The 24,474-nt window shown below is 60.6% G+C and carries 25 protein-coding genes; 16 read left to right on the top strand and 9 right to left on the bottom strand.

From position 1 onward, the window contains the following. Together D7241_RS03125 and D7241_RS03120 are read right to left on the bottom strand one after the other, a co-directional pair. Positions 1–744: a class I SAM-dependent DNA methyltransferase gene (locus D7241_RS03125; RefSeq protein WP_408100270.1), complete on the bottom strand. Its 744-nt coding sequence runs from the start codon at positions 742–744 to the stop codon at positions 1–3. Between the two features lie 234 nt (positions 745–978). Next, positions 979–1,425 (bottom strand): SRPBCC family protein, encoded by a 447-nt coding sequence (locus tag D7241_RS03120; protein WP_408100269.1) that lies wholly within the window; start codon positions 1,423–1,425, stop codon positions 979–981. 229 nt (positions 1,426–1,654) lie between these two features. On the opposite strand from D7241_RS03120, the gene D7241_RS03115 reads away from it, so the two are divergent. Beyond that, positions 1,655–2,041, top strand: a complete 387-nt coding sequence (locus tag D7241_RS03115) for an ester cyclase (protein WP_408100268.1) — start codon at positions 1,655–1,657, stop codon at positions 2,039–2,041. A gap of 39 nt (positions 2,042–2,080) precedes the next feature. Here D7241_RS03115 and D7241_RS03110 read toward each other — a convergent pair whose 3' ends face one another. Then, positions 2,081–2,305 carry a winged helix-turn-helix transcriptional regulator gene (locus D7241_RS03110; RefSeq protein WP_408100267.1) on the bottom strand — a complete coding sequence of 75 codons (225 nt, stop codon included), beginning with the start codon at positions 2,303–2,305 and terminating at the stop codon, positions 2,081–2,083. A 103-nt stretch (positions 2,306–2,408) separates the two neighbouring features. Here D7241_RS03110 and D7241_RS03105 point away from each other — a divergent pair, with 103 nt between their 5' ends. Together D7241_RS03105 and D7241_RS03100 are read left to right on the top strand one after the other, a co-directional pair. Beyond that, on the top strand, positions 2,409–2,876 hold the full coding sequence (locus D7241_RS03105) for an RNA methyltransferase (RefSeq protein WP_408100266.1): 468 nt from the start codon (positions 2,409–2,411) through the stop codon (positions 2,874–2,876). A 75-nt stretch (positions 2,877–2,951) separates the two neighbouring features. Continuing rightward, positions 2,952–4,127 (top strand): GGDEF domain-containing protein, encoded by a 1,176-nt coding sequence (locus tag D7241_RS03100; RefSeq protein WP_408100265.1) that lies wholly within the window; start codon positions 2,952–2,954, stop codon positions 4,125–4,127. A 151-nt stretch (positions 4,128–4,278) separates the two neighbouring features. Here the strand turns inward: D7241_RS03100 and D7241_RS03095 are convergent, their stop codons facing one another. Next, positions 4,279–5,016, bottom strand: coding sequence for a GntR family transcriptional regulator (locus D7241_RS03095; RefSeq protein WP_408100264.1), 738 nt, complete (start codon positions 5,014–5,016; stop codon positions 4,279–4,281). Between the two features lie 208 nt (positions 5,017–5,224). Here D7241_RS03095 and D7241_RS03090 point away from each other — a divergent pair, with 208 nt between their 5' ends. From D7241_RS03090 to D7241_RS03080, 3 genes are all read left to right on the top strand, one after another. Then, positions 5,225–6,058 carry an amidohydrolase family protein gene (locus D7241_RS03090; protein WP_408100263.1) on the top strand — a complete coding sequence of 278 codons (834 nt, stop codon included), beginning with the start codon at positions 5,225–5,227 and terminating at the stop codon, positions 6,056–6,058. Positions 6,059–6,090: 32 nt separating this feature from the next. Beyond that, complete coding sequence (locus D7241_RS03085; RefSeq protein ID WP_408100262.1) at positions 6,091–7,392, top strand: SLC13 family permease; 1,302 nt, start codon at positions 6,091–6,093, stop codon at positions 7,390–7,392. 197 nt (positions 7,393–7,589) lie between these two features. Continuing rightward, positions 7,590–9,512, top strand: coding sequence for a methyl-accepting chemotaxis protein (locus D7241_RS03080; RefSeq protein WP_408100261.1), 1,923 nt, complete (start codon positions 7,590–7,592; stop codon positions 9,510–9,512). Between the two features lie 151 nt (positions 9,513–9,663). On the opposite strand, the gene D7241_RS03075 is transcribed toward D7241_RS03080, so the two are convergent. From D7241_RS03075 to D7241_RS03065, 3 genes are all read right to left on the bottom strand, one after another. Next, on the bottom strand, positions 9,664–10,554 hold the full coding sequence (locus tag D7241_RS03075; protein WP_408100260.1) for an NAD(P)/FAD-dependent oxidoreductase: 891 nt from the start codon (positions 10,552–10,554) through the stop codon (positions 9,664–9,666). A gap of 94 nt (positions 10,555–10,648) precedes the next feature. After that, positions 10,649–11,107 (bottom strand): Rrf2 family transcriptional regulator, encoded by a 459-nt coding sequence (locus tag D7241_RS03070; RefSeq protein ID WP_408100259.1) that lies wholly within the window; start codon positions 11,105–11,107, stop codon positions 10,649–10,651. A 78-nt stretch (positions 11,108–11,185) separates the two neighbouring features. After that, positions 11,186–11,794, bottom strand: a complete 609-nt coding sequence (locus tag D7241_RS03065; protein ID WP_408100258.1) for a DJ-1/PfpI family protein — start codon at positions 11,792–11,794, stop codon at positions 11,186–11,188. Positions 11,795–12,284: 490 nt separating this feature from the next. Here D7241_RS03065 and D7241_RS03060 point away from each other — a divergent pair, with 490 nt between their 5' ends. After that, the gene (locus D7241_RS03060) at positions 12,285–12,938 is read left to right on the top strand and encodes an ion channel (protein WP_408100257.1); all 654 of its coding nucleotides are present in this window, start codon (positions 12,285–12,287) and stop codon (positions 12,936–12,938) included. A 43-nt stretch (positions 12,939–12,981) separates the two neighbouring features. Here the strand turns inward: D7241_RS03060 and D7241_RS03055 are convergent, their stop codons facing one another. Beyond that, positions 12,982–13,968, bottom strand: coding sequence for a TerC family protein (locus tag D7241_RS03055; RefSeq protein WP_408100256.1), 987 nt, complete (start codon positions 13,966–13,968; stop codon positions 12,982–12,984). Positions 13,969–14,473: 505 nt separating this feature from the next. Here D7241_RS03055 and D7241_RS03050 point away from each other — a divergent pair. After that, positions 14,474–15,079 carry a hypothetical protein gene (locus tag D7241_RS03050; protein WP_255980722.1) on the top strand — a complete coding sequence of 202 codons (606 nt, stop codon included), beginning with the start codon at positions 14,474–14,476 and terminating at the stop codon, positions 15,077–15,079. A 14-nt stretch (positions 15,080–15,093) separates the two neighbouring features. Next, positions 15,094–15,672, top strand: a complete 579-nt coding sequence (locus tag D7241_RS03045; RefSeq protein ID WP_408100255.1) for a hypothetical protein — start codon at positions 15,094–15,096, stop codon at positions 15,670–15,672. Positions 15,673–15,838: 166 nt separating this feature from the next. On the opposite strand, the gene D7241_RS03040 is transcribed toward D7241_RS03045, so the two are convergent. Further along, the gene (locus D7241_RS03040) at positions 15,839–16,690 is read right to left on the bottom strand and encodes a CAP domain-containing protein (protein WP_408100254.1); all 852 of its coding nucleotides are present in this window, start codon (positions 16,688–16,690) and stop codon (positions 15,839–15,841) included. A gap of 170 nt (positions 16,691–16,860) precedes the next feature. Here D7241_RS03040 and D7241_RS03035 point away from each other — a divergent pair, with 170 nt between their 5' ends. The 7 genes from D7241_RS03035 (at position 16,861) to D7241_RS03005 (ending at position 24,350) form a co-directional block, all read left to right on the top strand. Next, on the top strand, positions 16,861–17,562 hold the full coding sequence (locus tag D7241_RS03035; RefSeq protein WP_408100253.1) for a response regulator transcription factor: 702 nt from the start codon (positions 16,861–16,863) through the stop codon (positions 17,560–17,562). Beyond that, positions 17,562–18,893 carry a histidine kinase sensor domain-containing protein gene (locus tag D7241_RS03030; RefSeq protein WP_408100252.1) on the top strand — a complete coding sequence of 444 codons (1,332 nt, stop codon included), beginning with the start codon at positions 17,562–17,564 and terminating at the stop codon, positions 18,891–18,893. The genes D7241_RS03035 and D7241_RS03030 overlap by 1 nt, the downstream gene beginning before the upstream one ends. A gap of 138 nt (positions 18,894–19,031) precedes the next feature. Further along, positions 19,032–21,080, top strand: a complete 2,049-nt coding sequence (locus D7241_RS03025) for a TonB-dependent receptor domain-containing protein (protein ID WP_408100251.1) — start codon at positions 19,032–19,034, stop codon at positions 21,078–21,080. A 120-nt stretch (positions 21,081–21,200) separates the two neighbouring features. Beyond that, positions 21,201–21,503 carry an iron transporter gene (locus D7241_RS03020; RefSeq protein ID WP_408100250.1) on the top strand — a complete coding sequence of 101 codons (303 nt, stop codon included), beginning with the start codon at positions 21,201–21,203 and terminating at the stop codon, positions 21,501–21,503. Beyond that, positions 21,500–23,065 (top strand): PepSY-associated TM helix domain-containing protein, encoded by a 1,566-nt coding sequence (locus D7241_RS03015; protein WP_408100249.1) that lies wholly within the window; start codon positions 21,500–21,502, stop codon positions 23,063–23,065. The genes D7241_RS03020 and D7241_RS03015 overlap by 4 nt, the downstream gene beginning before the upstream one ends. Then, positions 23,062–23,397 carry a DUF3325 domain-containing protein gene (locus tag D7241_RS03010; RefSeq protein ID WP_255980738.1) on the top strand — a complete coding sequence of 112 codons (336 nt, stop codon included), beginning with the start codon at positions 23,062–23,064 and terminating at the stop codon, positions 23,395–23,397. Before D7241_RS03015 ends, D7241_RS03010 begins: the two co-directional genes overlap by 4 nt. A gap of 164 nt (positions 23,398–23,561) precedes the next feature. Next, a complete protein-coding gene (locus tag D7241_RS03005) occupies positions 23,562–24,350 on the top strand; it encodes an ion transporter (protein WP_408100248.1) in 789 nt (262 codons plus the stop codon). The last annotated feature ends 124 nt before the right edge of the window (positions 24,351–24,474 follow it).

The raw sequence follows: 24,474 nt of genomic DNA, 5'->3' as shown, positions 1-24,474 counted from the left end.
TCAAACCCTCACACAAGCAAATATCGCGTTCCCGGTCGTCTTGTTCCAGGGAATGATCCTTTCGTAATCATGTTCAAGCACGTGCACTTCGAAGTACGGCCGTAACAGCTCGATCAATTCGCCAAAGCTCACCGCCACCATGCGGTGTTCGTCGTGCCATACCTGGCGTGCGCCTGCGGTCGTTTTCTCGATGCGGAGTTTTAGAGACTGCTGCTCACCGTTGCCGGAATAACTCCAACCAGAGCTAAAGCTGAACAGGCCGTCCGCATGTTTGGCGGTGTGCGAGACGAACGAGTCATTGTCGATTCTTTCCTTGTCAACGGCGTTGAAGCAGAAGAGCCCACCCGCCGCCAGTGCGCCATGCACGCTGGCGATACAGGCCTTCAACCGCTCAAGTCCTGCGCTGTAGTGAATGGAATACAAGAAGCAGGTGATCAGATCGACCGGCTGATCCACCTTGAAGCCGCACATATCCTGAAGGGAAAACCGGGCTTCGGGGCAGCGGATGGCCGCTCTATCTAGCATGGGCTGGTTGATGTCGAGCCCGCAGCTTTCAAAACCGGCATCGATGAAATGTCGCACATGCGGCCCGGTGCCACAGGCGAGATCCAGATGCCTGATCCCAGCGTTACCAAATAGCTGCTGCAGCCTGTGAATACAGTGGCTTTGCGCTGTGTAGTCGATATCGGCACACATGAGGTCGTAGTATCCCGACAGGTCGGTATAGAGAGCATTGCCGGGCATGATGACCTGATGTTTTGGGCGTGGAGCGTTGGCGGGCGCGCATCATAATCTCAACCCCGCTACGAGGGAATTGCCATGGTGGCGGCTATCGGATGTCGGGGCATACCGGGGGAAAATGTCCCCCAGTGCCTGAATAACGAAGCAGCTTTTAATGGATAGAGAGAAAAAGGTGGCGGACCACTTCGCCGTACAGCACCTGAAGCTTTGCCACCCATCCTCATCCCTGGCGATCAATCATTCATCCGGAATCTCAACCTCGACCAGCTTCGCCAGTAGCGTCAGCGATTCCTGCCAGCCGAGGTAGCAGGAATCGGCTGGGATCGCGTCCGGGACGCCGTCCTGGGTGATGTTCAGCTCGGTGCCGCAGGAAACGGGGGTGAGCGTCACTGTCACCTCCATGGTGCCCGGTAAGCCCGGATCATCGAATGTGTCTTCGTAGCGGATTCGCTGGTTTTCCAGCAGCTCGAGGTATTGGCCACCGAAGCTGTGGATCTCACCCGTGGAGAAATTGGTGAAGGACATCCTGTAGCGGCCACCCACACGCGCATCGATCTCGTGCACCTTGCCGGTAAAACCATTCGGCGGCAGCCATTTGGCCTTGGCGTCTGGATCCAGGAACGCGCGATAAAGGCGATCGGGCGTAGTTCGCAAGACGCGGTGAAGGCGGATAGTGCTGGGCATGGCGTTCTCCTTTGGTCGCGGGTTTGCCTTGATGGCTCTGATAGTCGAACGAAGGAGAATGAATTCGACGCCACGCTTACTTTTTTAACGCGCACCCCGTTTTTGTGAGCGGCCGATCCTGAGCACTAAGCGATATGCCTGCGTCGGCCTGGCGCAGCAGGCCACTAAGGATGGCGTATAACGAGCAAGCCGCTAGCCTGACTATCTGACTCACTCTGGGGGGACGACGATGACAGGCGACGTGATCACTGATTGCTACCGAGGCTACATCGCCTGCTTGAACAGCCGTAACTGGCCGGAGCTGGGGCGTTTCGTCCATGACGAGGTGCACTACAACGGCAAGTTCGTCGGGCTGGATGGCTATCGCCAGATGCTCGAAGGTGACGTTCAAGCGATTCCCGATCTGCAATTCAATATCGGGCTGCTCATCGCCGAGCCGCCCCATGTGGCGGCACAGCTGCGGTTCGCTTGTACGCCCACCGGGGATTTGTTCGGCTATGCGGTAAACGGAAAGCAAGTGGCCTTCACCGAAAACGTGTTCTACGAATTCGGCGAGGGAAAAATCCGAAACGTCTGGTCAGTAATCGACAAGGCCGCGGTTGGCGATCAGCTCTGATCGCGCGACGGCCAGCCGTTAGCGGGCCATAAACGTGATTCAAATTGGATAGTGCTGCCGCCTGCGCGACGTGCTTCTCGGCTGTAGCTGGCCCAGTGCAGTGGAGTTCTGCCGTGCCCACTCGTAGATCATTTCGATGGGTTGGATCATGAGCCTGCCAAGGGGTGACACCCCGAAGCCCACCGCTGGCGGTATCGAGTCGAGCGTATAGCGTTCGATCAGTCCGCTCGCTTCCAGCTCGCGAAGCCCGGGTGTTCTCGGCACTGCGTGAAAACAAACTCATCCCCTGATCGGAGCCAGGCGCCTCGATCCAACTAACGGCAGGGCTGTCCCGTATACTCGCGCGTTTTCCGCGCGAGTCCTCCCTGTGAGCAACAAACGATACGCCTGCATCGGCCTGAGCAACCCGAAATCGCCTTCCAACGTCGGGGCGATCATGCGAGCGGCTGGCTGCTACGGCGCCGCTTCGGTGTTTTACACCGGCACGCGCTACGACCGCGCTAAGGATTTCATCACCGATACCAAGAAGGTCCATCAGGGCATTCCGCTGATCAACATCGATGATCTGCGCAAGATCCTGCCGCTCGGTTGCGTACCGGTGGCCGTGGAGCTGGTCGAGGGAGCCCGCGCCCTCCCCGAGTACACGCACCCGGATCGCGCCCTGTACATCTTTGGCGCAGAGGACGGCTCGCTGAGCAAGGAGATCCGCGATTGGTGCGAGGATGTGGTCTACATCCCCACCAATGGTTGTATGAATCTCGCGGCGACCGTAAACGTGGTGCTCTATGACCGTCTGGCCAAGGGCAATAACACCCGCTCCGGCCCGCAGTTCTGAACACGGCTGCCATCACGGCGATGGCTAATTTCGCTACAACTAACCATTCAATGGTTTCAAACAGGCCGATAAGACATGGCACTCGATCCACTAACCATGTTGACGCTCTCCGTCGCCCTCGCGCTGGCTTCCGCGCTGTATCTGGCCTTCGAGTGGCAAACCGTTCGCGAGCCCTCTTTGCTGTTTTGGAGCGCAGGCTTTGCCTTGATCAGCGTGGGCTCGTCGCTGGCCTTGCTCCGTGTAAGCGGCCTGCTGCTGATCGGCATCTGGTTTGCCAACGGCCTGCTGGTAACGGCTCACTGGCTTTTCCTGATAGGTGTTACGCGCTTCACGGAAACGCGCCTGTCTCGCGCCTGGTACCTGATCTTCGTCGCCTGGTTCGCGCTGCTGCTGCTACCGGGCGAGCAGCCCTGGTCGAAGGTCATTCTGCTGCTCAATTCGTTTTTGGTTGCGCTGTTGGCGCTCAAGGCCAGCTTACTGCTGCGCCCGCATGCCAAATCGCTGGGAGCTGGAGCGGCGCAGCTGCGCTATGTGCTGCTGGGGCACAGCCTGTTCTACTTCGCCAAGATGATACCGGCGCTCGTTCCAGGCACGCTGATCGATCTTGCTGCCTTCCGGGGCAGGATCATTCAGATTTCACTGGTCGAAGGGGTGATGGCGATTATGCTGATTGCGCTATCGATGACCGGTACCGTGCGCTACCGCCGAGAAAAGCGGATAGAGCGGTTAGCCGCGCGGGATCCACTGACCGCCATGTATAACCGGCGCGCCCTGGAGGCTCGGGCGCCACGTCTGCTGAATGAGGTCTCCCCTGCTCGCCCGGGCGCTCTGCTGCTGATCGATATCGATAATTTCAAGCTGGTCAATGACCTTCACGGGCATACGGCAGGCGACCGATTGCTCGTCGCGTTGGGCGAGATGATTCGTCTGGTATTGCCCGCAGGCGCGGTAGCGGCCCGGCTGGGCGGCGATGAATTCGTGATTTTGTTGAGCGACGCCTCCAATGAACGAATCTTGAGTCTAGGCGACGTGCTGCGCAGAGAGTTCCATGACACAGCAGCCCAGAATTTCACCACACCCGAGCCGGTCACCCTGAGCATCGGCGTCAGTGTTTTCGATCAGCCTCCAGCCAGCCTGGCGGCGCTGATCGAGCAAGGCGACGTCGCGCTCTACGAATCCAAGCGTGGCGGGCGAAACAGTATCCGCCTAGTTGATCGAACCCTGACAAGCCAAGCCGCGCCAGGATCCTAATCTGCAATAACAGCTCGGCGGCGCACGACTGAATATGCTGTCGTCGAAGCGAAATAGCGAAGTAGCGAAGTAGCTTTGGGAGCAACGCGTGGAAAAGGCTTCGCCGTTTTCCACCCTACAAGCGCCGCGGACCGGCCATCGCGCAGATCACTCAGGAAATATCAATCTGATACCGGAACCCCTCGGCCGCAGCGCGGGACATGCGGTATTCCAGCGGGCATCGGTCATAGCCCAAGGCCGTGCGCTCGATCATCACCATCGGTGCGCCCTCCTTGATCGACAGGACTTTCGCCATGGTGCTATCGGCTGCCCCAACGGTGAGGGTTTCCTTGGCCGAGGCGATGCACTGGCCGCACTGTTTTTCGTAGAACGGATAGAGCAGCTCGCCAAAGCTTTCGGACTCGATCTCCAGTAACGCGCCGAAGCGTGTGGCGGGCAGCCAGATCTCCTCGTGAAACAGCGTGCGGCCTTCGACCATCCGCAGGCGTTCCATGCGGACGATCTGCTCGCCGTCGTTCAGCTCCAGCGCCGTGGCGACCGTCGGCGATGGCTTTTGCAGCGCCTTGGAGAGAATGCGGCTGGTGGGGATTTCTCGTCCGCCGCTGGCGTTCACCTGGCGAAAGAAACGCGCCAGCGAGGCATCGAAGTTGGGCCGGCGAACGAAGGTACCGCGGCCTTGGCTACGCAACAGCAACCCTTCATTGACCAGCGTGTCCACCGCCTTGCGCACCGTACCGATGGCCACGCCATACAGTCGGGTCAGTTCCGCTTCGGTGGGAATGGGCGCGCCGGGCGTCCACTCGCCAGCGGCGATCTTGGCCAGCATTTCTTCTCGTAGACGCTGATAGAGCGGTAGGCGCTCATCGTATCCGAGGGTCGGGGCGTTCATGTTTGATCAGTCCATTTCCGAGACGGGAGCCACTTTAGCACTGACACGTTGATTGACAGATATCCACCGCTGAATATATGGTCATCTATTCATATATATGACTACATGTCAGTAACAAATGTGGCCGCGAGCTTTGGTTCGCCCGCGATCTGGCGGCGAATACGCCAGGCCGTTCGCCACTACAACAATCGACCAGGGTTATCCGCTTATGACTGGCTTTTATCCGCCCGCTCTCACTGGCGTAGACACGCATGCCCATATCTTCCGTCAGGATCTGCCGATGGCGCCCGGCCGTCGCTACAGCCCGCATTACGATGCGCTGGTTGAGCAGTACCTCGAGCATCTTGATCGCAACGGCCTGTCGCACGGTGTGCTGATTCAGCCGAGCTTTCTGGGGACCGACAACCACTTCATGCTCGAAGCGCTACGCCGCTATCCGCAGCGCCTGCGTGCCGTCGCGGTGGTCGATGCCGACATCAGCGAGACTCAACTGGACGAACTGGCCGAAGCCGGTGTGGTGGGCATCCGTCTGAACCTCATCGGTAAGACACTGAACGACTACAGCGGCCCCGCCTGGACAGCCCTGTTCGAGCGGCTCGCGCCGCGCGGCTGGCAGGTGGAAATTCAGCGCGGCATTGATGATGTGGCGTTGATCGTGCCGGCCATTCTGGCCTGCGGCGTCGACGTGGTGATCGACCATTTCGGGCTGCCGACTGGCGGCATCGACGCTGACAAGCCCAACCACAAGGCGTTTCTCGCGTTGCTGGGAGACAAGCGCGTATGGCTGAAGCTGTCCGCCGCCTACCGCAGCCAGTCCGATCTCGCCCAGGCAGCCACAGTGCTGGCTCAGGTGCGTGAAGCGAGCGACGGCATCGAGCGTTTCCTCTGGGGCAGCGACTGGCCCAACACCCAGTTCGAAGACCAGACCGATTATGACCGGCAGGTCGCTTTCATCGAGGCGCTATTGCCGGACGCGGGCGAGCGCGCCCAGGTGCTGATGAATAACCCGGCGGAGCTGTTCGGCTTCAACCTTTCCCGCTAAACGCTTCATAACAACAACAGGACACTTACATCATGATGAGCATGCTCGTCGTCGCGGCCATCGTCGTCGCCGTCGCACTTGGCTACAAGACCAAGATCAACATCGGTCTGTTCGCAATCGCCTTCGCTTACCTGATCGGCTGTTTCGGTATGGGCCTCAGCCCGTCCGAGGTCATCAGCATGTGGCCGTTGAAGATCTTCTTCATCATCTTCTCGGTCTGCCTGTTCTACAGTTTCGCCACGGTCAACGGCACCCTGGAGAAACTGGCCGAGCACCTGATCTATCACTGTCGCTCGGTGCCGCAACTGTTGCCGTTCGCGGTCTTCTTCACTGCGACGGTCATCTCCGCAATGGGCGCGGGTTACTACACGGTGCTGGCGTTCATGGCACCGATCACCCTGCTGCTCTGTGAGCGCACTGGCATGAGCCTGATTGCCGGCGGCATGGCAGTGAACTACGGCGCCTTGAGCGGCGCCAACTTCGTGTCCAGCCAGAGCGGCATCATTTTCCGTGGCTTGATGGTCAACGCAGGCATCCCGGAGAACGACGCCTTCATCAACGCGGCGGGGATTTTCGTCAGCACGCTGGTAATTCCGCTGCTGGTGATTTCCGTACTGGTATTCCTGACCGGGCATGGTAAAGCGATGAAGGCATTCGCCTATATAGCAACCGAGCCGACGCCGCTGAACCGCGAGCAGAAGATTACGCTGTGGCTGACGTTGGCGATGATGGCAATCGTGCTGGCGGCACCAATCGCGCACATCGCCTTGCCGGACAACGCGACGGTCAGCTTCATCAATTCGAAGATGGACATCGGCCTGATCGCCAGCATCTTCTCGGTCATCGCACTGCTGTTGAAGCTGGGCGACGAACGCAAAGCCATGGCCTCGGTGCCCTGGGCCACGTTGATCATGATCTGCGGCGTGGGCATGCTCATTTCCGTCGCCATCAAGGCGGGCACCATCGACGCCCTGGCGTCGTGGATGGGCAACAGCATCCCGCCGATCATGGTCCCGATCGTCTTTGGCGTGGTGGCGGCGTTCATGTCGCTGTTTTCCAGCACATTGGGGGTCGTCACGCCGGCGCTGTTCCCGATGGTACCGCCAATTGCCTCGGCGCTTGGCCTTGATCCGATGCTCCTGTTCATCGCCATCGTTGTCGGTTCCCAGGCCACCTCGATCTCGCCGTTCTCATCAGGCGGCAGCCTGATCCTCGGCTCGTGCACAACGGAGCAAAGCCGTACCTCGCTCTTTCCGCGATTGCTGTTCCGCGCTGCGCCCCTGGGCTTTGTCGCGGCACTGATCTTCAACGCGCTGCTGACGTTCGTTTATTGAGCTATCGCTATAGCCCGAGGCCGTGGCACCGGGCTATAGCAATCAGCGCATGCGGCATGCAACACGGCCTGAATTTCTGTCACCCCCTCGGCAGCGGCATTGGCATTACCTACCCCACGATGTCACCTGGCAGTCGCAGCGTCAGCGGTTGTCAGGCGTCTCGGCACCGCAGCCGAATCTGGTCAGGAGAAAATTGAATGAAGAACTGGTTTGCCGATATCAGCATGACCAAGAAGCTGGCGATCGGATTCGGCTCGGTGCTTTTGCTTACCGCCGGGTTGGCCGTCTCCGGCTGGCTCAGCCTGGGTAGCGTCACACACCGCAGCGCCTTGATGGAGCAGATCGCTTCGCTAAACAAATCGCTAACCGATCTGCGAGTTGCGCGCCTGCAGTACATGCTCGACAACGGAGATGCGAAATCGGCCGAGGCCGTGAACGGGGCCCTGGACCGGTTTGAGACTCGTCTCAACGAGATTTCGCCGAACTTCTCCAACCCCAAAAATCTGGTGCTTCTGCGAAAGCAAGGCGAGCAGATCCAGCTCTACCGCGCCTCGTTGAAAAACATGCGTGACGCCTACACCGCCGGCGACGCAGCCCGAGCGGACATGGGCAAGCATGCAACGCTCGCCAGCGCGCCAATCGACGCCATGGGCAAGGCGGTGGAGCAATTGCCGGTCTACGCGGACAATCGCTACGCAGGCCTGAAGGCGATTTCCGACCTGCGCATGAACTGGCAATTGGTGCGCTACCAGATGCGTGGTTACAACACCACGCCTACGGCCGAGGTCGCTGCCAAGGTCGAGCACCAGATTGGGCAGGCTCGGCAATCCGCCGCGCGCTTGAAGGCGGTGCTTGGGGACGACTTCTCCGCTCAGGTGGCCGTCACCGAGCAGGCACTCGACGGGTATCTCGTAGCGCTCAAAGCAGTCGTCGCTCAAACCGAAGCGATTGCAGCGGCACGCCAGGAAATGGCAAGCGAGACGGATGAGATCAACCGTCTCGGCATGGCCCTGACCCAGGCCCAGAACGCTAGCCGCGATCATGAGACCGCTCAGGCTGGAATCACCCAGATCTCGGTTACCGTGCTGGCATTGCTCATCGGCCTGCTGGCTGCCTGGTTGATCACGCGTCAGATCACCCAGCCGTTGGCGGATACGCTTGCGGTCGTCAGGAATATTGCTGCCGGTGATTTGACCGACCAACGCCACATCGCGCGCAAGGATGAAATCGGTGCGTTGCAGCAAGGCGTGATGGGCATGGCGGCGACCCTACGCGAGCTCATCAGCGGTATCCGCGACAGCGTTACGCAAATGGCCAGTGCCGCAGAGCAATTGTCGGCCATTACCGAGCAGACCAGCGTCGGCATGAACGGCCAGAAAATCGAGACCGATCAGGTCGCAACGGCGATGCACGAGATGTCCGCCACGGTGCAAGAAGTGGCGCGCAATGCCGAGGATGCTTCGCGAGCCGCCAGCGACGCGGATCGGGAAGCGCGTGCGGGCGACGCGGTAGTGTCCGAGGCGGTAACCCAGATCGAACGGCTATCCCACGAGATGCTTCGCTCTACCGCAGCCATGACCAAGCTGGAGTCTGAAAGCAACCGAATCGGCAGCGTCATGGACGTGATCAAAGCGGTCGCCGAGCAGACCAATCTGCTGGCCCTCAATGCGGCTATCGAAGCCGCACGTGCCGGTGAAGCGGGACGCGGTTTCGCAGTGGTCGCTGACGAGGTACGCGGCCTGGCTCAGCGGACACAGAAATCGACCGAGGAAATCGAACAATTGGTTGCCGGTCTGCAGCAAGGTACGCAACAGGTTGCGGTCGCGATGCAGAACAGCCACAACCTGACCGAAAGCAGCGTCGAGCTCACGCGCAAGGCCGGGTTGGCGCTCAACGATATCACCGCGAAGGTCTCGAACATCCAGGCGATGAATCAGCAAATCGCTGCCGCTGCCGAAGAGCAAGGCGCCGTGGCCGAGGAGATCAGCCGCAGCGTGGTTAACGTGCGCGACATCTCCGAGCAGACCGCAACGGCCAGCGATGAGACCGCCGCATCGAGTATCGAACTGGCTCGCCTTGGCAATGAGCTGCAGGCGATGGTCAGCCGCTTCCGCGTGTAGCACGACGCATGTCGCTCACCAGGCACCGCCATGGTGAGCGACCGTCGAGCGCATGCGCGAAGACGCCGGAACTCCTGGCTGTTGGACGCATGGACGGGGCGCTCGCTCGACCTGACTGGCAAACACCTCGCCGCTCAATCGCCAGTTCACCTCATAACCCGAACATCAACACCCGATGCGCGGCCACGCCGGCCATCGCGCCGTCCCCCACCGCCAAAGGCACCGAGCCGGCCGCCCGCGCCGCATCGCCGCAGGCGAATACACCAGGGATCGAGGTGGCTTTGGTGGGATCGGTCTTGATGAAGGGACCGAGCGGGCCTTCTTCCATTTCGCACCCCAGTTGCCCGACCAATGCCGAGACCCGCATACGTGGCGCGACGAAGAGGCCGGCGAACGGCAGCTGGCGGCCATCTGCCAACGCCACGTTCAGCGGTTCGCCGTTCAATAGCCGAGTGACCTTGGTGCGCTCCAGCGCTGTCCCGCGTGCGTCGAGCTGGGCCAGCTCTTCGGCTGACGGCTCGAAGGCATCGTTCAACAGCAGTGTCGTACTACCCCAATCCGGCAGCATCAGCGCCTGGTGCATCGATAGTGGAGATGTCGCCAGCACGCCGATGCGACCCTGTTCAAGTTCATAACCGTGGCAATACGGGCAATGAAATACCTGCGTGCCCCACCGCTCGGCCAGGCCCGGAATGGCCGGCAGCTCGTCGACGACTCCGTTAGCCAAGATCAATAGGCGCGACCTGTGCTGCTTTCCGTTCCGGTCGGTGACGCTGAAGCCTTGGTCGTCACGCTCGGCCTGCGCCACCTCGGCATGGAGCCAGTCGACAGTGTCGTAGTTCATCAACTGGGCGCGACCTTCAGCGGCGATTTCGTCTGGGGGTACGCCATCCTGGGTCAGAAAACCGTGAGATGCCGCGGCAAAACGGTTACGCCGCAGGCCCGCGTCAATCACCAGAACCCGCCGACGGGCCCGCGCCAAGGGTAGCCCCGCAGACAATCCCGCATAGCTGCCACCGATAATAATCACGTCATAGAACATGATCCGCTCCCTCTCGATAATTTTTGTATCTTTTGAAGTTACACTAATAATCAAGTTCCATGAAAGAGTTTTAATGATGAAAAGGTTGAAACGCTCAGTGCGAGCGATGAGTACCGGCTTTAGATGGGCACGTGCCGTACAGCGTATTAAATTCGCTAGACAGGTCAGCCAAAGTCAACGAACCCAGCCGTTGCAACAGCAGGGCTTCGGCTTGTTGCAGGGCGTCTTCGAGCGCGGCGTTGACCACTCGCTCGACCAGGCAATCCGGATTGTCGCGGTCCGCGCCGATAGCAAAGATTCGCGGGCCGCCGACCGCATGAAAGATGTCCAGCAAGGTGACCTGTTGTAGATCGACCGACAGGCTCCAGCCGCCGTTGTAACCTTTGTCGGCGCGGACGTAACCGGCCTTTCTCAGCCCCGTCATGGTGCGACGCACCACTGCCGCGTTGGTCCCGAGCATCTGTGCGATCTGCTCCGAAGTGACCGGGCGTTCGTCGCGCGCCATGTGCAGCAGGACGTGGAGCATGCGGGAAAGGCGGCTGTCGGTTCTCATGCGGGCTTTTCGATCGGTGGCCAGGTTCGGCTCGCACCATACATCGCAACCTATACAAAGGCCACGCGGCGAGACCGTTCAGGCGCTGGGCAGATAAGGTTCGATATTGGCCAGCGCCCGCTCGACGTACTCCACCTTCTCCCCTACCGGCGCGACGTAATGCAGCGCCTCGGCTGCGGCCTCGCGCCCAACCAGGCGGGCCAGCGTCCAGGCTGCAAGATAGATGGAGGCCAGGCAGCCGCCGGCGGTGGCGAGATTACCGCGAGCGAAGAACGGCTGTTCCAGCACGTCGATGCCGGCTTCCTGCACCCAGGGTTTGGTGGTGAGGTCGGTGCAGCCTGGGATGCCTTTCAGCAGCCCCAATTTGGCTAGCAGCAAAGTGCCGGAGCACTGCGCGCCGATCAGCTGGCGCGCAGGATCGAGCCGCGCCAGCGTCCGCATTACGGCAGCATCCTCGGCAATTTCGCGAGTTTTAATACCGCTGCCAACGAGCACGGCATCGAACGAGTCGATCTCTTCCAGCGCGGCCTGGCGGTATAGCCGCACGCCGTTCATCGAGGTAACCGTTTCACTCGGTGATGCCAGGGAGACGCGCCAGTCCGGCTGCTTGATGCGATTCAAGATGCCTAGCGCGATAAGCGAATCCAGTTCGTTGAAGCCGTCAAAGGTAAAAATGGCGATGTGCATGGCTGGGCTCGGCACTGTGGGGACGGCTCATTCTCCGAGCGGGTTGTCGCAATGAGTAGACACAGTAGGCCGCGGCTGCAGCGGTACAGGGTGATCGAACCGCTTAAGCCGCGCTTAAAAACCAAAAGGCTTATAGCCCCGGCCTCATCATTACCAGCACAAACCCAACAACAATCCCCGCCAGCGCAATTAACCAGCCAATCCGATGCGCACGGTTCTTTTCCGCCTGCCGGACGGGGTCAACGGGCTTTTTCTTTCTCACAATCCACCTACCTTTCGATCAAAACAAACGCATGCACAGCGCCTGGCACTGGCTGAGCCGGCAGCATCCTCCTTCACCGAAGCAAAAAGGGAAAGACCTTGATCGCCAGCAGCTACGTCGAACGACGATTGGGTGCCCTGAAAGAAACGCTTTGTACCTAGCACCGGGCAGTGGCCAGGCACGCTGACGAAACTGTACGCTTCAATCCCCTTTCGGCTGTCGCCCGTGATGAACACCAACCAATCATTTCTGCTTCGCTATCCGTCTGCCAGCCTTTTGCTCATTCAACTGCTGGGTATCGTGCTGTACCCGTTTCTGGAAGACCTATCCCATGCGCGGGCCATCATCGGCACATTTGGCATCGTTGTATTGGTGGCGGCCCTGCGCATGGTGCGTCGTAGCCCACTGACTCAGTGGGTCGCCCTTACGCTGGCCGCATGCATTCTGGCGCTGACGATCATCGGTGAGGTTCGCGGCGGTCCCGTGCTGAGCCTGTCGCTGGCAGCGCTGGAGTCCGCCTTCTATTTCTATGCCGCAGCCAGCCTGATCGCTTACATGATGGAAGATCAGCGCGCCACCACCGATGAGCTGTTTGCGGTCGGTGCCACTTTTACGCTGCTTGCCTGGGCATTCGCGTACAGTTTCATGGTCTGCCAGTTGTTATTTCCGGGCAGTTTTACCGCATTGCTCGATCCCGAAGCGCCGCGCAGCTGGCTCGAACTGCTCTTCTTGAGTTTTACCATTCTTTCCGGAGTGGGCATCGGCGACATTCTGCCGATCACGCCGATGGCGCGTGCGTTGGTGATGCTCGAGCAATTCGCCGGGGTGATGTATATCGCCCTGGTCGTTTCGCGCCTGATCGGACTGACGATCCGGCGCTAACGCCTCGGCGGGAAATCGCTTCGCGATATTCCAAATTACGCCACTATTGGCCTTCCGACTTGACGCGCGTCTTGAGCAGCGACAGCAGTACACCGCCAGCCAGCACACCGAGCGTCACGCTGAGCGACAACAACGCCGGCACCTTGACGAAGCCATGCAGGAAAATCTTGCCGCCGATGAAGATCAGCACGATTGCGAGCGCGTACTTCAGATACACGAAACGGTGCATCAGAGCCGCGAGCGCGAAATAGAGCGAGCGCAACCCGAGAATGGCGAAGATGTTCGAGGTGTAGACGATGAACGGATCCTGGGTGATGGCGAACACGGCCGGTACGCTGTCCACGGCGAACACCAGATCCGCCAGTTCGATCAGCACGAGCGCCAGCAGCAGCGGCGTGGCGTAGAGCAGCGTCTTGCCGCTGGCGGCGTCGTGCTGGCGCACCAGGAAGCGCCCCTCGTGAAGGTCGTCGGTAACGCGGATATGCCGGCGCAGGAACGCCAGCAGACGGTTCTGCGAAAGATCTGGATGCTCTTCGTGGTCCTTGCTCAGCAGCATCTTGACGCCGGTGAATAGCAGGAACGCACCGAACACGTAGAGAATCCAGTCGAACTGCTGCACCAGGGCCGTGCCCAGGCCGATCATGATGGCGCGCAACATGATCACCCCGAGGATGCCCCAGAACAGGACGCGGTGCTGGTATTTGCGGGGGATGCCGAAGAAACCGAGGATCATCGCCATGACGAACACGTTGTCCATCGACAGAGATTGCTCGACCAGAAAGCCGGTGTAGAACTCCAGCGCCTTGGTCGCGCCGAGCTGCCACCAGACCCAGCCACCGAACGCCATGCCGACGCTGAAATAGCCGCTGTACAGCAGCAGGCTTTCACGCATTTCGATTTCGTGCTGGTCGCGGTGCAGCACGCCGAGGTCGAAGACCAGCAGCGCAAAAACGATGACTAGGAATGCCAGCCAGAACCAGTAAGGTGTACCGAGGAACGGAGTCGCCAAAAACGCGTGCAGAGCTGTCATGAGCCCTCCCTGTATGTCTGCCTAAGTCAAGAATTCAACTTAGTGACTCCGACATCACGGTGAGGATTGTTCACCGCCAGAGGGGCCCGGCGCCACGTGCGAGAAAGGTTAGTTGAAAAGAATATCCGCTGTCATTAGCGATGCCTGGTGACGCGTTCAGGTCAGCGGGCCTCTTGCCGTCCTTGCCCAACGACGATACATCGACGCGTTGAGCTTATTAATGGCCTCGCTGGCCTTCCTCAGCCGACGCCATAAACCGTAGCTATGGCCAGCGGCGCTGCTAAAGATACGCCTGAATCCCCCGCCAGCCGCACTAGACCGTATGTCGGCGGCTGAGCCCAATATTGAGAACCAGTACCGCGGGCGAGAATCAGCGCACTTGCCTGATGGCAATATGCCGCTAAACTCCGCCGCGCCCAAGGATGGCTAAAAGATCTCCACAGAGAGCGCCAACGACCATCCACGGCAAGCCAGCACTTTCTGCAAGTACCTTCAAGGATGTTCCATGATCAAGTTGAAATACCTAGCCGCTGCGCTGATGGGGCTGGCGCTGACCGGCTGCGTCTCCTTTACCCCTTCAGGACCTATCGGTCCGCCTTCGCAAATCGTCGAACACTCGATACCCGCCGGCGCAATGCTCAAGGATGTGGAGATTTCCGACACGCGCCTGAATGAGACCCAGCGCAGGAACATCAGCAACACACTGACGGCGCAAATCGCCCAGCACGTCGACCGCGGCGAGTACTTCGAGCGAGTCATCAGCTTTCCAGCCAAGCTGGACGAGAAGGATGTTCAGCTGCAATTCAACTTCAGCTCGCTAAAGGGCAAGCGCACACCGCATCCCGGTTATTTTCCCGGCGCGCTGCTGACCCTGACCGTGTGGATCTGGGTAAACGGCCCCATCTACGTAGACAAATACGACCTCGCCGCCGAGCTGCAAGTTACCGATGCCGCCGGCAAGCAACTGGCGATTTCACGCAAAACGCTGGTGTTGAATCAGAACACAGGTCTTTGGGACTACGACTACTTCAACACATCTCTCGGTTCGCGCCAGCTCACGCAGCTCGTCGAACAGCTTCTGCAAGACAGCACCCAGCAACTCGCAAACTGACACGGAAGCCAAAAATGAAAAAGCTGATAGCCCTCCTGGCCGTAGCCGCGTCCCTGAGTCTTCAGGGCTGCATGACTTACTCCCACCACTCGCTGCCGAAGGTCGAGCAATGGCCGCTGGCCGAATCTGCGCGGGACAAACCCACCGCTTACCTGAAGGTGCAGACCGAATATTCGGTGAACGGTACGCCGACGGCCAGCAGTCCCGACATTGCCAGGATTGAAGGGCTGCTCAGGCAGGCATTCATGGACAGCGAACGCTTTGCCCGGGTCAGCACGGAGCAGGAAGAGTCGGACCTCTATGTGACGGTGACGCTGCAAAATCAGGAAACGGGCAGTATGGGCTTGGCGTTCGTTACTGGTGCCACCTTCTTCCTGGTGCCCGGTACCTTCGATAACACCCTGACCATGGACATGATGTTCCGCGACGGGGAAGGTAAGAAGTTGGGACGGGTGCAGAAGCAAGAGAAACTGACGACGTGGATGCACTTGTTGCTGGTTTTTGCGCTGCCGTTCAACGAGTCGGGCGATGCGCTGCTAAACGACCTCACCAAGAGCAATCTGGAAGAAGCGGCGAAGAAGAAGCTGATCTAACCAGGTCCCGGTGACGGTACGGTTGTCATGTATGTTTAAGCGTTCCCACGCCCCCATGGGAACGCTTCCTTGCCGGTTATCAGCAGGAACCTTGAATAGCGGCGCGGCGCGGCGCGTGCCCGTTCTCAACCGCTAACTCGAAACACTCCGCCTTTCGCTCCACGCGTCACGGTTCTCCAAATAGCCCCACCCAATAGATCCCCGCATCGCTCTGCGGGTCGACCGCATAAGCCGCGCCCAGCTCGCTGAACCGCGGATTCATCACGTTGGTGCAATGCCCGGGGCTGGCTAGCCAGCCCTCGACCACCCTGCTCGGCCGGTCCACCGCTGCAGCGATGTTTTGCCCTACCTGGGTGCCGCTATAACCCGCCAACTCCGCCCGATCTCCGGGTGTGCGGCCATCCTTGTCGAGCGGGCTGAAGAAATTGCCGTTGGCCATGGCCCGGCTGTGGGTTTCAGCGACGCTGGCGAGGGTCGCGTTCCAGGCCAGCGGTTTCGCACTAGCGAAAGGCTTGCCGCCACATTGCCGCGCTTGTCCGCGGGCACGGTTGATTTCATCGAGCAGCATCTGCCCTTCCACCTGCCAGTCCCTTAGATGCCCGCCGAGCAGCGGCCGCGCGACGACGATTCGCCAGTCGCGGCCCTCTCGGCTGATGCCGATGTCGGCGTACTGCGGATCGAGCACCACGCGACAGAAGCTTTCCTGTAGCGCCTGCATGGCCGCTTGCGCATCGCGCGGGCCGGACAGGCTGATGGCTTGCACGTTGACCATCGGATAACCCGCGCGAGCAAGCGAGCCCTGTAGATCGCCAGCACCAGTCGCCGGCAATACCAGACGCGGATCGGGCGAAAGCGGCGTTAGCTCCTCGCTCGCCTGGCTGTCGCAATGCTGCACTGCACTGCGATAGGCGTTGATCGATTCGACCAGCTGCGCCTCTTGGCTGCCGTTTGCAGCGACAGCGAGGCTGTTGCCGCTCAGTAGCACAGCCAAAAGCAGGGAGGATGAAAGGACGCGCATGAAATCTCCGAAAGCCCAAGTTGTGAGTAGCTTGACGATGCACCGAGAGCGCATCTCAAGTCGAGCCGCCGATGACAGTACGCCAGCGCAATCTTCTCAACTGTCGATGCCTATTGCCGCACCGGCACACCAGCAATCTATAATCATTCTTATTTGCACCGGTTCCTGTAATGCTCCCTTCCGCAGCCCGCCAGATTCTTGCAATCGAAGACGACCCAATTCTCGGTGCCCACTTGAAAACATCCCTGGAGAGCCGCGGCTTTCAGGTCACCCTTGCCGACGAAGGCCCGAGCGGGCTGGCGCTGGCCAGCGAGACAGATTACGACCTCATCCTTCTCGACGTGCTGTTGCCGGGTCTCAGCGGCCTGGAGCTGCTTACCCAACTGCGCATCAATTGCCGCACGCCGGTGCTGATGATGTCCGCGCTAGGCAACGAGGCGCATCGCATTCAGGGGTTCGACAGCGGCGCCGACGATTATCTGCCCAAGCCGTTCAGCATCGAAGAACTGCAGGTGCGTATCGCCGCCATCCTGCGTCGCGTCGCCTACGAGCGTAGCGTGCCACCGGCTGCGAATGACGACCTGCTGAGGTTCGACGATCAGCGCAGCGATCTACGTTACGAGAACCGCTGGACCGGCCTCACCGCCACCGAGTACCGATTGCTGAAGGTCCTTCACGATGCAGCTGGCGAGGTGCTGAGCAAGCCGTTTCTCTATCAACAGGCGCTGCGCCGTGGCTACTCGCAACATGACCGCAGTCTGGACATGCATATCAGCAATATCCGCCGCAAACTCGCACGCGAGCAGGTCGTCGCGCTGCGCCTGGAGTCGGTGTGGGGCAAGGGTTACGTGCTGGAACTGCAGGCCGACTGATGCCCAACCGTCATTCGCTGTTCTGGCGCCTGGTGCTACTGGTCGCCGGTTTTTGCCTGTCGATGATCTGGGTCAGCGGCTATGTCGGTCGACAGATCGACCGGAACAATTCCTACCTGTCAGAGGACGCGCGCGAGGTGCTCTCCGGTTACGCCAAGGACGCTCACACCGCGTTGCAAGCGGGGTCGGAAGAGCTGGGCCGTTGGCTCAGGACTATGTGGCAGCGCGAGTCGAGCTGGATGGTAGTAGTGGACCAGCACCTGCAACCGCTCGGCGGCCAGACGTTGAGCGTCGAGGAACGTCAGATGCTCACCTTCGTGAGGGATTATGAGTGGCCGATGAGCCGTCGCAACGCGGGCCTGCCGCTCGTCTCGATCCCGCTGAGTGACGCGGGCGAGAAGCTGATCATGCGCCTACCCGAGCGTTTTCGCCCCTGGCGCAACCATGCGCTGCTCACTGCCGGCGCGGTGTATTTGCCTCCGGTACTGCTGTCAGTACTGTTCTGCTGGCTACTCTATCGCCTGCTGGTGTCGCCATTGGATAGTTTGCGCCGGCAGGCCAATGCGCTGCGGGGCAATCGTCTCGACTCGCTGCTGCCCACGTCGATCGCCCGTCGCAGCGATGAGCTCGGCGAATTGGGCCGCTCGCTCGAATATCTCACCCAACGCCTGCGCGACTCCATCACCCAGCAGCGACAGTTGCTACGCGACCTTTCCCATGAACTGCGCACGCCCCTTAGTCGCCTGCGCGTGGCCTGCGAAAGTGCGCTGAGCGTACAAGAGATGCGTTGCCGTACCGACCGCGAAGTCGTCTGTATGCAGCAACTGGTGGACCGCACGCTGGAGTTCGCCTGGCTGGACAGCGAGCAGCCGCGCTTCGAGTGCGAGCCGGTGGATGTCGAGGCCTTATGGGATGTGCTCTGCGAAAACGCCTGCTTCGAGGCGGGCTGGCCGCGCGAGCGTATTTGCACACGGGTGCCGGAGGGCTGCCAGGTGCTCGGCAATCTGAACGCGCTGGCGCAGGCGATGGAGAATATCTTGCGCAACGCCATCCGCTACTCCCCTGCAGAAGGTGCCATTTGCCTATCAGCCCACCGTGAGCCTGATTGCTGGCGTCTGTGCATTGAAGATCAAGGACCGGGCGTTCCACGGGAGCAACTGCCAATCATCTTTCGCCCCTTCGCCCGCCTCAGTGCAGCTCGGCCCGGAGGCGATGGGTTCGGCCTCGGATTGGCCATCGCCCGCGGCATGGTGTTGATGCAGGGCGGCGATATCTGGGCCGAGAACGGCGCGCCCGGTTTGCGGATGAACATCCGCCTGCGAAGTGTATAGATTGTAAATGCGCTTTACTCTCAAATGAGAATACATAGCATTACGGCCGACACGGCAGCCAGTAACACTGCTGCGCCAGGCACGCGGTTACCCAACGGACCGCAGACGACGTAACGCTTCTCAGGGAGACTGCTGTAAATGGTGATTTTCAATCGACACCGGCTGGCTTGCGCGATCGCTGTGGCAACCTGGATGAGCACACCGGCACATGCCGAAGAGCCTCTCGAGCTGCAGCCCACGACTGTGGTGACCGCCGCCGGTTATGAGCAGAACATCGCCAAGGCCCCGGCGAGCATTTCGGTGATCACCCGCGAGCAGCTGGAAAAGCAGTCGTACACCAACGTCGTCGATGCGATGAAAAACATACCCGGCGTCTACGTTACGGGCGGCGGCAACATGCAGGACATCAGCATTCGAGGCATGAGTTCGTCCTACACCCTGTATCTCGTCGATGGCCGCCCCGTTTCCGCTGGCCGTTCGGTGAATACCAACGGCAGCGACGGCGGCAAGCAGATCGGTCTGCCGCCGCTGGCGATGATCGAACGTATCGAAGTGATCCGCGGGCCGATGTCTTCGCTGTATGGCTCCGATGCCATGGGCGGTGTGATCAACATCATCACCCGCAAAGGTGGTGATGCCTGGGCCGGTACCATTTCCACCGAGTACGGCCACTCGCTGAACGACATCAACGAAGACGAAGCGACCACCAACTTCTACCTGGGCGGCGCGCTGGTGCCTGGCCTCTTGGGCGCCAGGCTGAATGGCAGCTACACACGGGCAGACGAAAGCGACTACATCGGCGGTGGCGATGGTGCCGCCAGCATGCCGGACAGCCAGCGCAAGCAAGGCGGCGTCGAGCTTTATCTGACACCCGACGAGCGCAACCGCTTTTCCATCAGCTACCAGGCCGCCCGCCTGAACGAAACCCATCATCCGGGCCAGAGCGTCGACATCACGGCGAGCAAGAACACCACCGATTACGAGAAAGACATCTACGTGCTGGCCCATGACGGCCACTACGCCGATTGGCAGGTCAGCAGCTATCTGCAACACGACGAATCGGAGCGTGTCCAGGACCTGACCAAGCGTGAAGAGATCACCACGCTGAACACCCAGGCCAGCTACTTCTGGGGCTCGCATGTGTTTACCGTTGGCGGCCAGTACAAGTACGAAGACTTCGTCGACGAATCCAACGGCTTGCTGACCTCCAACGTGCCGGGTGCCGTGGCGAGCGTCGATCGCTGGCTGGCGGCTGTCTTCGCTGAAGCGGAATGGGGCGTAACCGAAGATCTGGCGGTCACCACTGGCCTGCGTTACAACGACGACGAGCTGTTCGGCGGCTACCTGTCACCGCGCCTCTACGGCGTGTACCAATCCACACCGAACCTGACGCTCAAGGGCGGCATTTCCACCGGTTACAAGCAACCCGGTCTCGCCGATGCCACCGAAGGTTTCGGTCGTGGCACTGGCGGCGGCGGTTCGCCCGCGCCCTACCCGCGCGGGCTGATCATCGGTAACCCGGAACTTGATCCGGAAACCAGCACCAACTACGAGCTGGGCTTCAACTACGACAACCCCGAGCTGGGCTTCGCCACCAGCGTCATGGCTTTCTATACCCAGTACAAGGACAAGATCACCGAAGACCGAATTTGCGAAACCGACACCGACGGCTCCAGTACCAACCGGAACAACGTGGCGGCCTGGTCCTGCGATTTCGGCGGCAACAACTTCTACTTTCTCAGCACTCGGATGAACGTCGACGAAGCCGTCATGCAGGGCGTCGAATGGACCTTGGACTACGATTTTCTGCCGAACCTACATCTGAGCACCAGCTACACCTTCACCGACTCCGAGCAGAAGACCGGCGAATTCAAGGGCGATCCGCTGAACAAGCAGCCCAAGCACATGGCCAACGCCCTGCTCGACTGGCAGGCGACCTCCCGCCTCAACGCCTGGCTGCAAGGTAACTACCGCAGCGAAACCAGCACCTACCTCAGCCGCACCAGCATGTCCGACGGCACGCCCGGCTACGGTTTCTTCGACGCTGGCGTGGTGTACCAGTTGACTCAGAGCGTCGATGTGAAGGCCGGGGTGTACAACATCGCCAACAAGGAAGTCACCAATGACGACTACGAAGTGGTACTGGACGGACGCCGGCTGGTTGTGGGTATGACGGTCGATTTTTAAACGCGATGCGGCGCGGCCTGGCCTTCGCGGCTTGCCACGCCCGCCTCGAACAGACTGCCCGCTGGCTTGCCTGGCGGGTTTTTTCGTATGACTTCAGCTGTTTCCCACCGGGAGCCTGTCGTGACTCGTTCCGTATCGCAATCGCGAAGTGCATGGCCTGACATTGCGGCGCGTACCGCCCTCGCCGTCCTCGGCGGCTATGCCTTCACCTATGCAGCCACGGCCGCCCTGGCACGGCTGTTACCGATGGATCGCGTCGATGCCCTTGCGACGGCCTCGCTGCTGTCGTTCGTGGTTTATCTGGCGTTCATTCTCTGGGCTTTCACCGCCACCTCGGTGCGTCGTGTGCTGGCCGGCGTAAGCGGCGCCCTGCCTTTGGCAGCCATCGGCTTCTGGCCACAGCTGCTGGAGGCGTTGCAATGAAAGGCAGCCTGACGCAATCCATGTCCTGGCTGCATACCTGGTGCGGGCTTTTGCTCGGCTGGGTGCTGTTCGCCATATTCCTCACCGGAACCCTGGCGGTATTCGACAAGGAAATCAGCTGGTGGATGCAGCCGGAACTGACCGACCAGGGCCAGTCGTCTGCAGCTGCGGCCAACGTCGCGCAGCGCTGGCTGATGGAGCACCACGCCGATGAGACGAACTGGAACATCAGCCTGCCGACCGAGCGTTCGCCGGATCTCGGCGTGTCGGTCGGGGAGCGGCGGCGTGGTGGTAGTGGTGGCACGCATCTGGACCCGCTCACTGGCGAGACCGTCGAGGCGCGGGAAACCATCGGCGGCAACTTCTTCTTCCATTTCCACTACACGCTGCATATGCCACGGCTGCTCGGCATCTGGGTGGTGGGGTTCGCGGCGATGGCGATGCTGGTGGCGCTGATCAGCGGGATCATCATCCACAAGAAGATCTTCAAGGAATTCTTCACCTTTCGCCCGGCCAAAGGGCAGCGCTCCTGGCTCGACGGCCACAATGCCAGCGCCGTCCTGCTGTTGCCGTTCCACCTGATGATCACCTACACCGGGCTGGCGATCTTTTTCCTGATCTATATGCCGGCTGCGGTCGATGCGCTGTACGGCGGCGATCGCCAGGCCTATTTCCGCGAGGCGCAGCCGGCACGAGCTGTCGCACAGGCGCCGCTCGGCGCAGGCCGTGACAGCAAACCCGTGCAAGCGCAGGCCGCGCCGCTGCTTCCGCTAAGCGAGATAGTTACCCATGCCGAGGCGCACTACGGCGCGGGCATGATTGGCGGTCTGGCCGTGAGCAACCCGGGAAGGGCGAATGCCCAGGTCACGGCGCGACCGGTACTGGGTAATCGCATCGAGCTGACCAAGGGCGAAGGCATGGTCTTCAACGGTGTCACCGGTGAGCTGATCCAGGCGCCGGAGCCGTCGCGCACCAGCCAGCTGACCCAACGCGTGATGGCCGGCCTGCACTTCGCCCAGTTCGGCGGCTACCCGATGCGCTGGCTGTACTTCATCTGTGGCCTGGTCAGCTGCGCCATGATTGCCACTGGGCTGGTTCTTTACACCGTCAAGCAACGCAAGCAGGCCAAAGCCAACGCGCAGTTCCTGCGGATGGTGGAAAGCCTCAACGTGGCCGTGGTGGCCGGGCTTTCCCTGGCCTGCGTCGCGCTCTTGTGGAGCAATCGCCTGCTGCCGGCTGAGTTGGCCAATCGGCAGGATTGGGAGTTGCGCCTGTTCTTCGGCATCTGGGCCCTGAGCTGGCTACATGCCCGGGCTCGCAAGCCGTTGCTTGCATGGCGAGAGCAACTCTTCGCCGCCGCGGCGTTGGCGATGGCCCTGCCGCTGCTGGACCTGATGACAACCAACGCAGCGCTGGACGGCATCCGGTTGTCCGTTCTCGCAGCCGTGTTTGCGATGGGCCTGCTGTCGGGCTGGACCGCCTGGAAAATTCCGGCGGTCGTCGCCGCCAGGAAATCACGCCAAGCTTCCCTCAACCATCCGGTCCCGGGAGTCTCGTCATGAACGGTTCGGCCCTGCTCGCCAGTCTGCTGCTGGCCTACGCCGGTATGCTCGGCTTCTGCCTGGGCAAGGAACGCCACTGGAAACAACTGGCCCACCCACACGTTCCCGCTCGGCTACGCCGTCTCTGCGTACCGGTAGGCGCCCTTCTGCTCGGCCTCGCCGTGTATACCGCCACCCGCGTATGGCCCGGCGGCATGGCGCTGGTCGGCTGGTTCGGTCTGATCTCGCTTACCGGCTTCGCTCTGCTTCTGCTGATCCCCTACGCCCCGCGTTTGGCGACGGGGTTACCCTTGTTAGGCGGGATGATTTGGGCGGTTTGCGTACTGATTTGAGCGAAGCGACACTCATCGAAGTACCGCTGAGAACCTGAAGAAAATTATTTCAGGCTCAATCCCCCCAACCGAGCTCGCCTGTCAACGAAGGCGGATGCGGTGTGTAAGGGAGCCGCCGCATGTCTTAAGCTGCGGCCCATCTCACGCCCATGCTTGCCATTACCATGACCAACCGCCCTGTTTCGCCCTTCCAGCTTTTCATTCTCGTGCTCTCGTTGTATGTCGTGGGGGCGCTGATCGCCGACCTGCTGCTCGACTTGCCGCCCGATGTGTCCGAGCTTCTGGGTTACATCGACAACATCGTCTGCGTGTTCTTTTTCATCGACTTCGTCAGACGTCTGCAAATGGCCGAAGACAAATGGCGGTTCATGCGTTGGGGCTGGATCGACCTGTTGGCCAGCGTGCCGGCGGGAGGCCTGCAGGCGGCGAAATTGGTGCGTGTCGTGCAGGTTCTGCGTGCGCTGCGCGCGATCAAGTCAACGCAGATCATATGGCGCCTGCTGTTTCGCAACCGGGCTGAAAGCATTGTCGCGTCGGTCGCCACGGCCACGCTGCTACTGGTCGCGTTCGGCGCGATCACCATGTTGCTGGTCGAGGCGCCTAACCCGCAAAGTGCTATCAATACGCCGGAAGAAGCGCTCTGGTGGGCAATCGTGACCGTCACGACCGTCGGCTATGGCGACTACTACCCGGTCACGACCGAGGGTCGCATCGTAGCGGTGCTGCTGATGGTGTCCGGTGTCGGGCTGTTCGGTAGCTTCGCGGCTTACGTTGGCTCGCTGTTCACCGCTGACAAGAGCGATGAGAGTGCCAAACAACAGGAAGCCGACCGGGCGGTGATGCAAAGCCTGCTGAAACAGGTCGAACAGCTGAACCACGAGGTTCAGGGGTTACGCGCGCAGTTGGGCGCTCAGGAACGGCTGTCAAAGGAAGGGACCGATCCCTCCTCTTAAGCAGCATTCAGCCGACAGGGTCGGTAAGAGGCGAAGCCGTACGTCGACTTGGAGCCTCGCTGTGCTGCGCAGTAGCGAGGCGGCAGATGGCAAGTCGGAATCATCGTTTGCGCGGAGATGGGCA

This window comes from Stutzerimonas sp. VN223-3, from assembly GCF_045999685.1.
GTDB lineage: Bacteria > Pseudomonadota > Gammaproteobacteria > Pseudomonadales > Pseudomonadaceae > Stutzerimonas > Stutzerimonas stutzeri_AR.
The sequence above is the reverse complement of the archived record's forward strand: the minus strand, read 5'-3'. Positions and strand labels throughout refer to the sequence as shown.

Excerpts from the sequence above, each read along its gene's own strand:
- D7241_RS03125 (WP_408100270.1), bottom strand. The coding sequence starts at position 744 with ATGCCCGGCAATGCTCTCTATACCGACCTGTCGGGATACTACGACCTC.
- D7241_RS03070 (WP_408100259.1), bottom strand. The coding sequence starts at position 11,107 with ATGAGAACCGACAGCCGCCTTTCCCGCATGCTCCACGTCCTGCTGCAC.
- D7241_RS03080 (WP_408100261.1), top strand. The coding sequence starts at position 7,590 with ATGAAGAACTGGTTTGCCGATATCAGCATGACCAAGAAGCTGGCGATC.
- D7241_RS03040 (WP_408100254.1), bottom strand. The coding sequence starts at position 16,690 with ATGCGCGTCCTTTCATCCTCCCTGCTTTTGGCTGTGCTACTGAGCGGC.
- D7241_RS03090 (WP_408100263.1), top strand. The coding sequence starts at position 5,225 with ATGACTGGCTTTTATCCGCCCGCTCTCACTGGCGTAGACACGCATGCC.
- D7241_RS03030 (WP_408100252.1), top strand. The coding sequence starts at position 17,562 with ATGCCCAACCGTCATTCGCTGTTCTGGCGCCTGGTGCTACTGGTCGCC.
- D7241_RS03100 (WP_408100265.1), top strand. The coding sequence starts at position 2,952 with ATGGCACTCGATCCACTAACCATGTTGACGCTCTCCGTCGCCCTCGCG.
- D7241_RS03015 (WP_408100249.1), top strand. The coding sequence starts at position 21,500 with ATGAAAGGCAGCCTGACGCAATCCATGTCCTGGCTGCATACCTGGTGC.
- D7241_RS03025 (WP_408100251.1), top strand. The coding sequence starts at position 19,032 with ATGGTGATTTTCAATCGACACCGGCTGGCTTGCGCGATCGCTGTGGCA.
- D7241_RS03120 (WP_408100269.1), bottom strand. The coding sequence starts at position 1,425 with ATGCCCAGCACTATCCGCCTTCACCGCGTCTTGCGAACTACGCCCGAT.
- D7241_RS03055 (WP_408100256.1), bottom strand. The coding sequence starts at position 13,968 with ATGACAGCTCTGCACGCGTTTTTGGCGACTCCGTTCCTCGGTACACCT.
- D7241_RS03010 (WP_255980738.1), top strand. The coding sequence starts at position 23,062 with ATGAACGGTTCGGCCCTGCTCGCCAGTCTGCTGCTGGCCTACGCCGGT.
- D7241_RS03085 (WP_408100262.1), top strand. The coding sequence starts at position 6,091 with ATGATGAGCATGCTCGTCGTCGCGGCCATCGTCGTCGCCGTCGCACTT.
- D7241_RS03065 (WP_408100258.1), bottom strand. The coding sequence starts at position 11,794 with ATGCACATCGCCATTTTTACCTTTGACGGCTTCAACGAACTGGATTCG.
- D7241_RS03050 (WP_255980722.1), top strand. The coding sequence starts at position 14,474 with ATGATCAAGTTGAAATACCTAGCCGCTGCGCTGATGGGGCTGGCGCTG.
- D7241_RS03005 (WP_408100248.1), top strand. The coding sequence starts at position 23,562 with ATGACCAACCGCCCTGTTTCGCCCTTCCAGCTTTTCATTCTCGTGCTC.
- D7241_RS03060 (WP_408100257.1), top strand. The coding sequence starts at position 12,285 with ATGAACACCAACCAATCATTTCTGCTTCGCTATCCGTCTGCCAGCCTT.
- D7241_RS03095 (WP_408100264.1), bottom strand. The coding sequence starts at position 5,016 with ATGAACGCCCCGACCCTCGGATACGATGAGCGCCTACCGCTCTATCAG.
- D7241_RS03115 (WP_408100268.1), top strand. The coding sequence starts at position 1,655 with ATGACAGGCGACGTGATCACTGATTGCTACCGAGGCTACATCGCCTGC.
- D7241_RS03075 (WP_408100260.1), bottom strand. The coding sequence starts at position 10,554 with ATGTTCTATGACGTGATTATTATCGGTGGCAGCTATGCGGGATTGTCT.
- D7241_RS03045 (WP_408100255.1), top strand. The coding sequence starts at position 15,094 with ATGAAAAAGCTGATAGCCCTCCTGGCCGTAGCCGCGTCCCTGAGTCTT.
- D7241_RS03035 (WP_408100253.1), top strand. The coding sequence starts at position 16,861 with ATGCTCCCTTCCGCAGCCCGCCAGATTCTTGCAATCGAAGACGACCCA.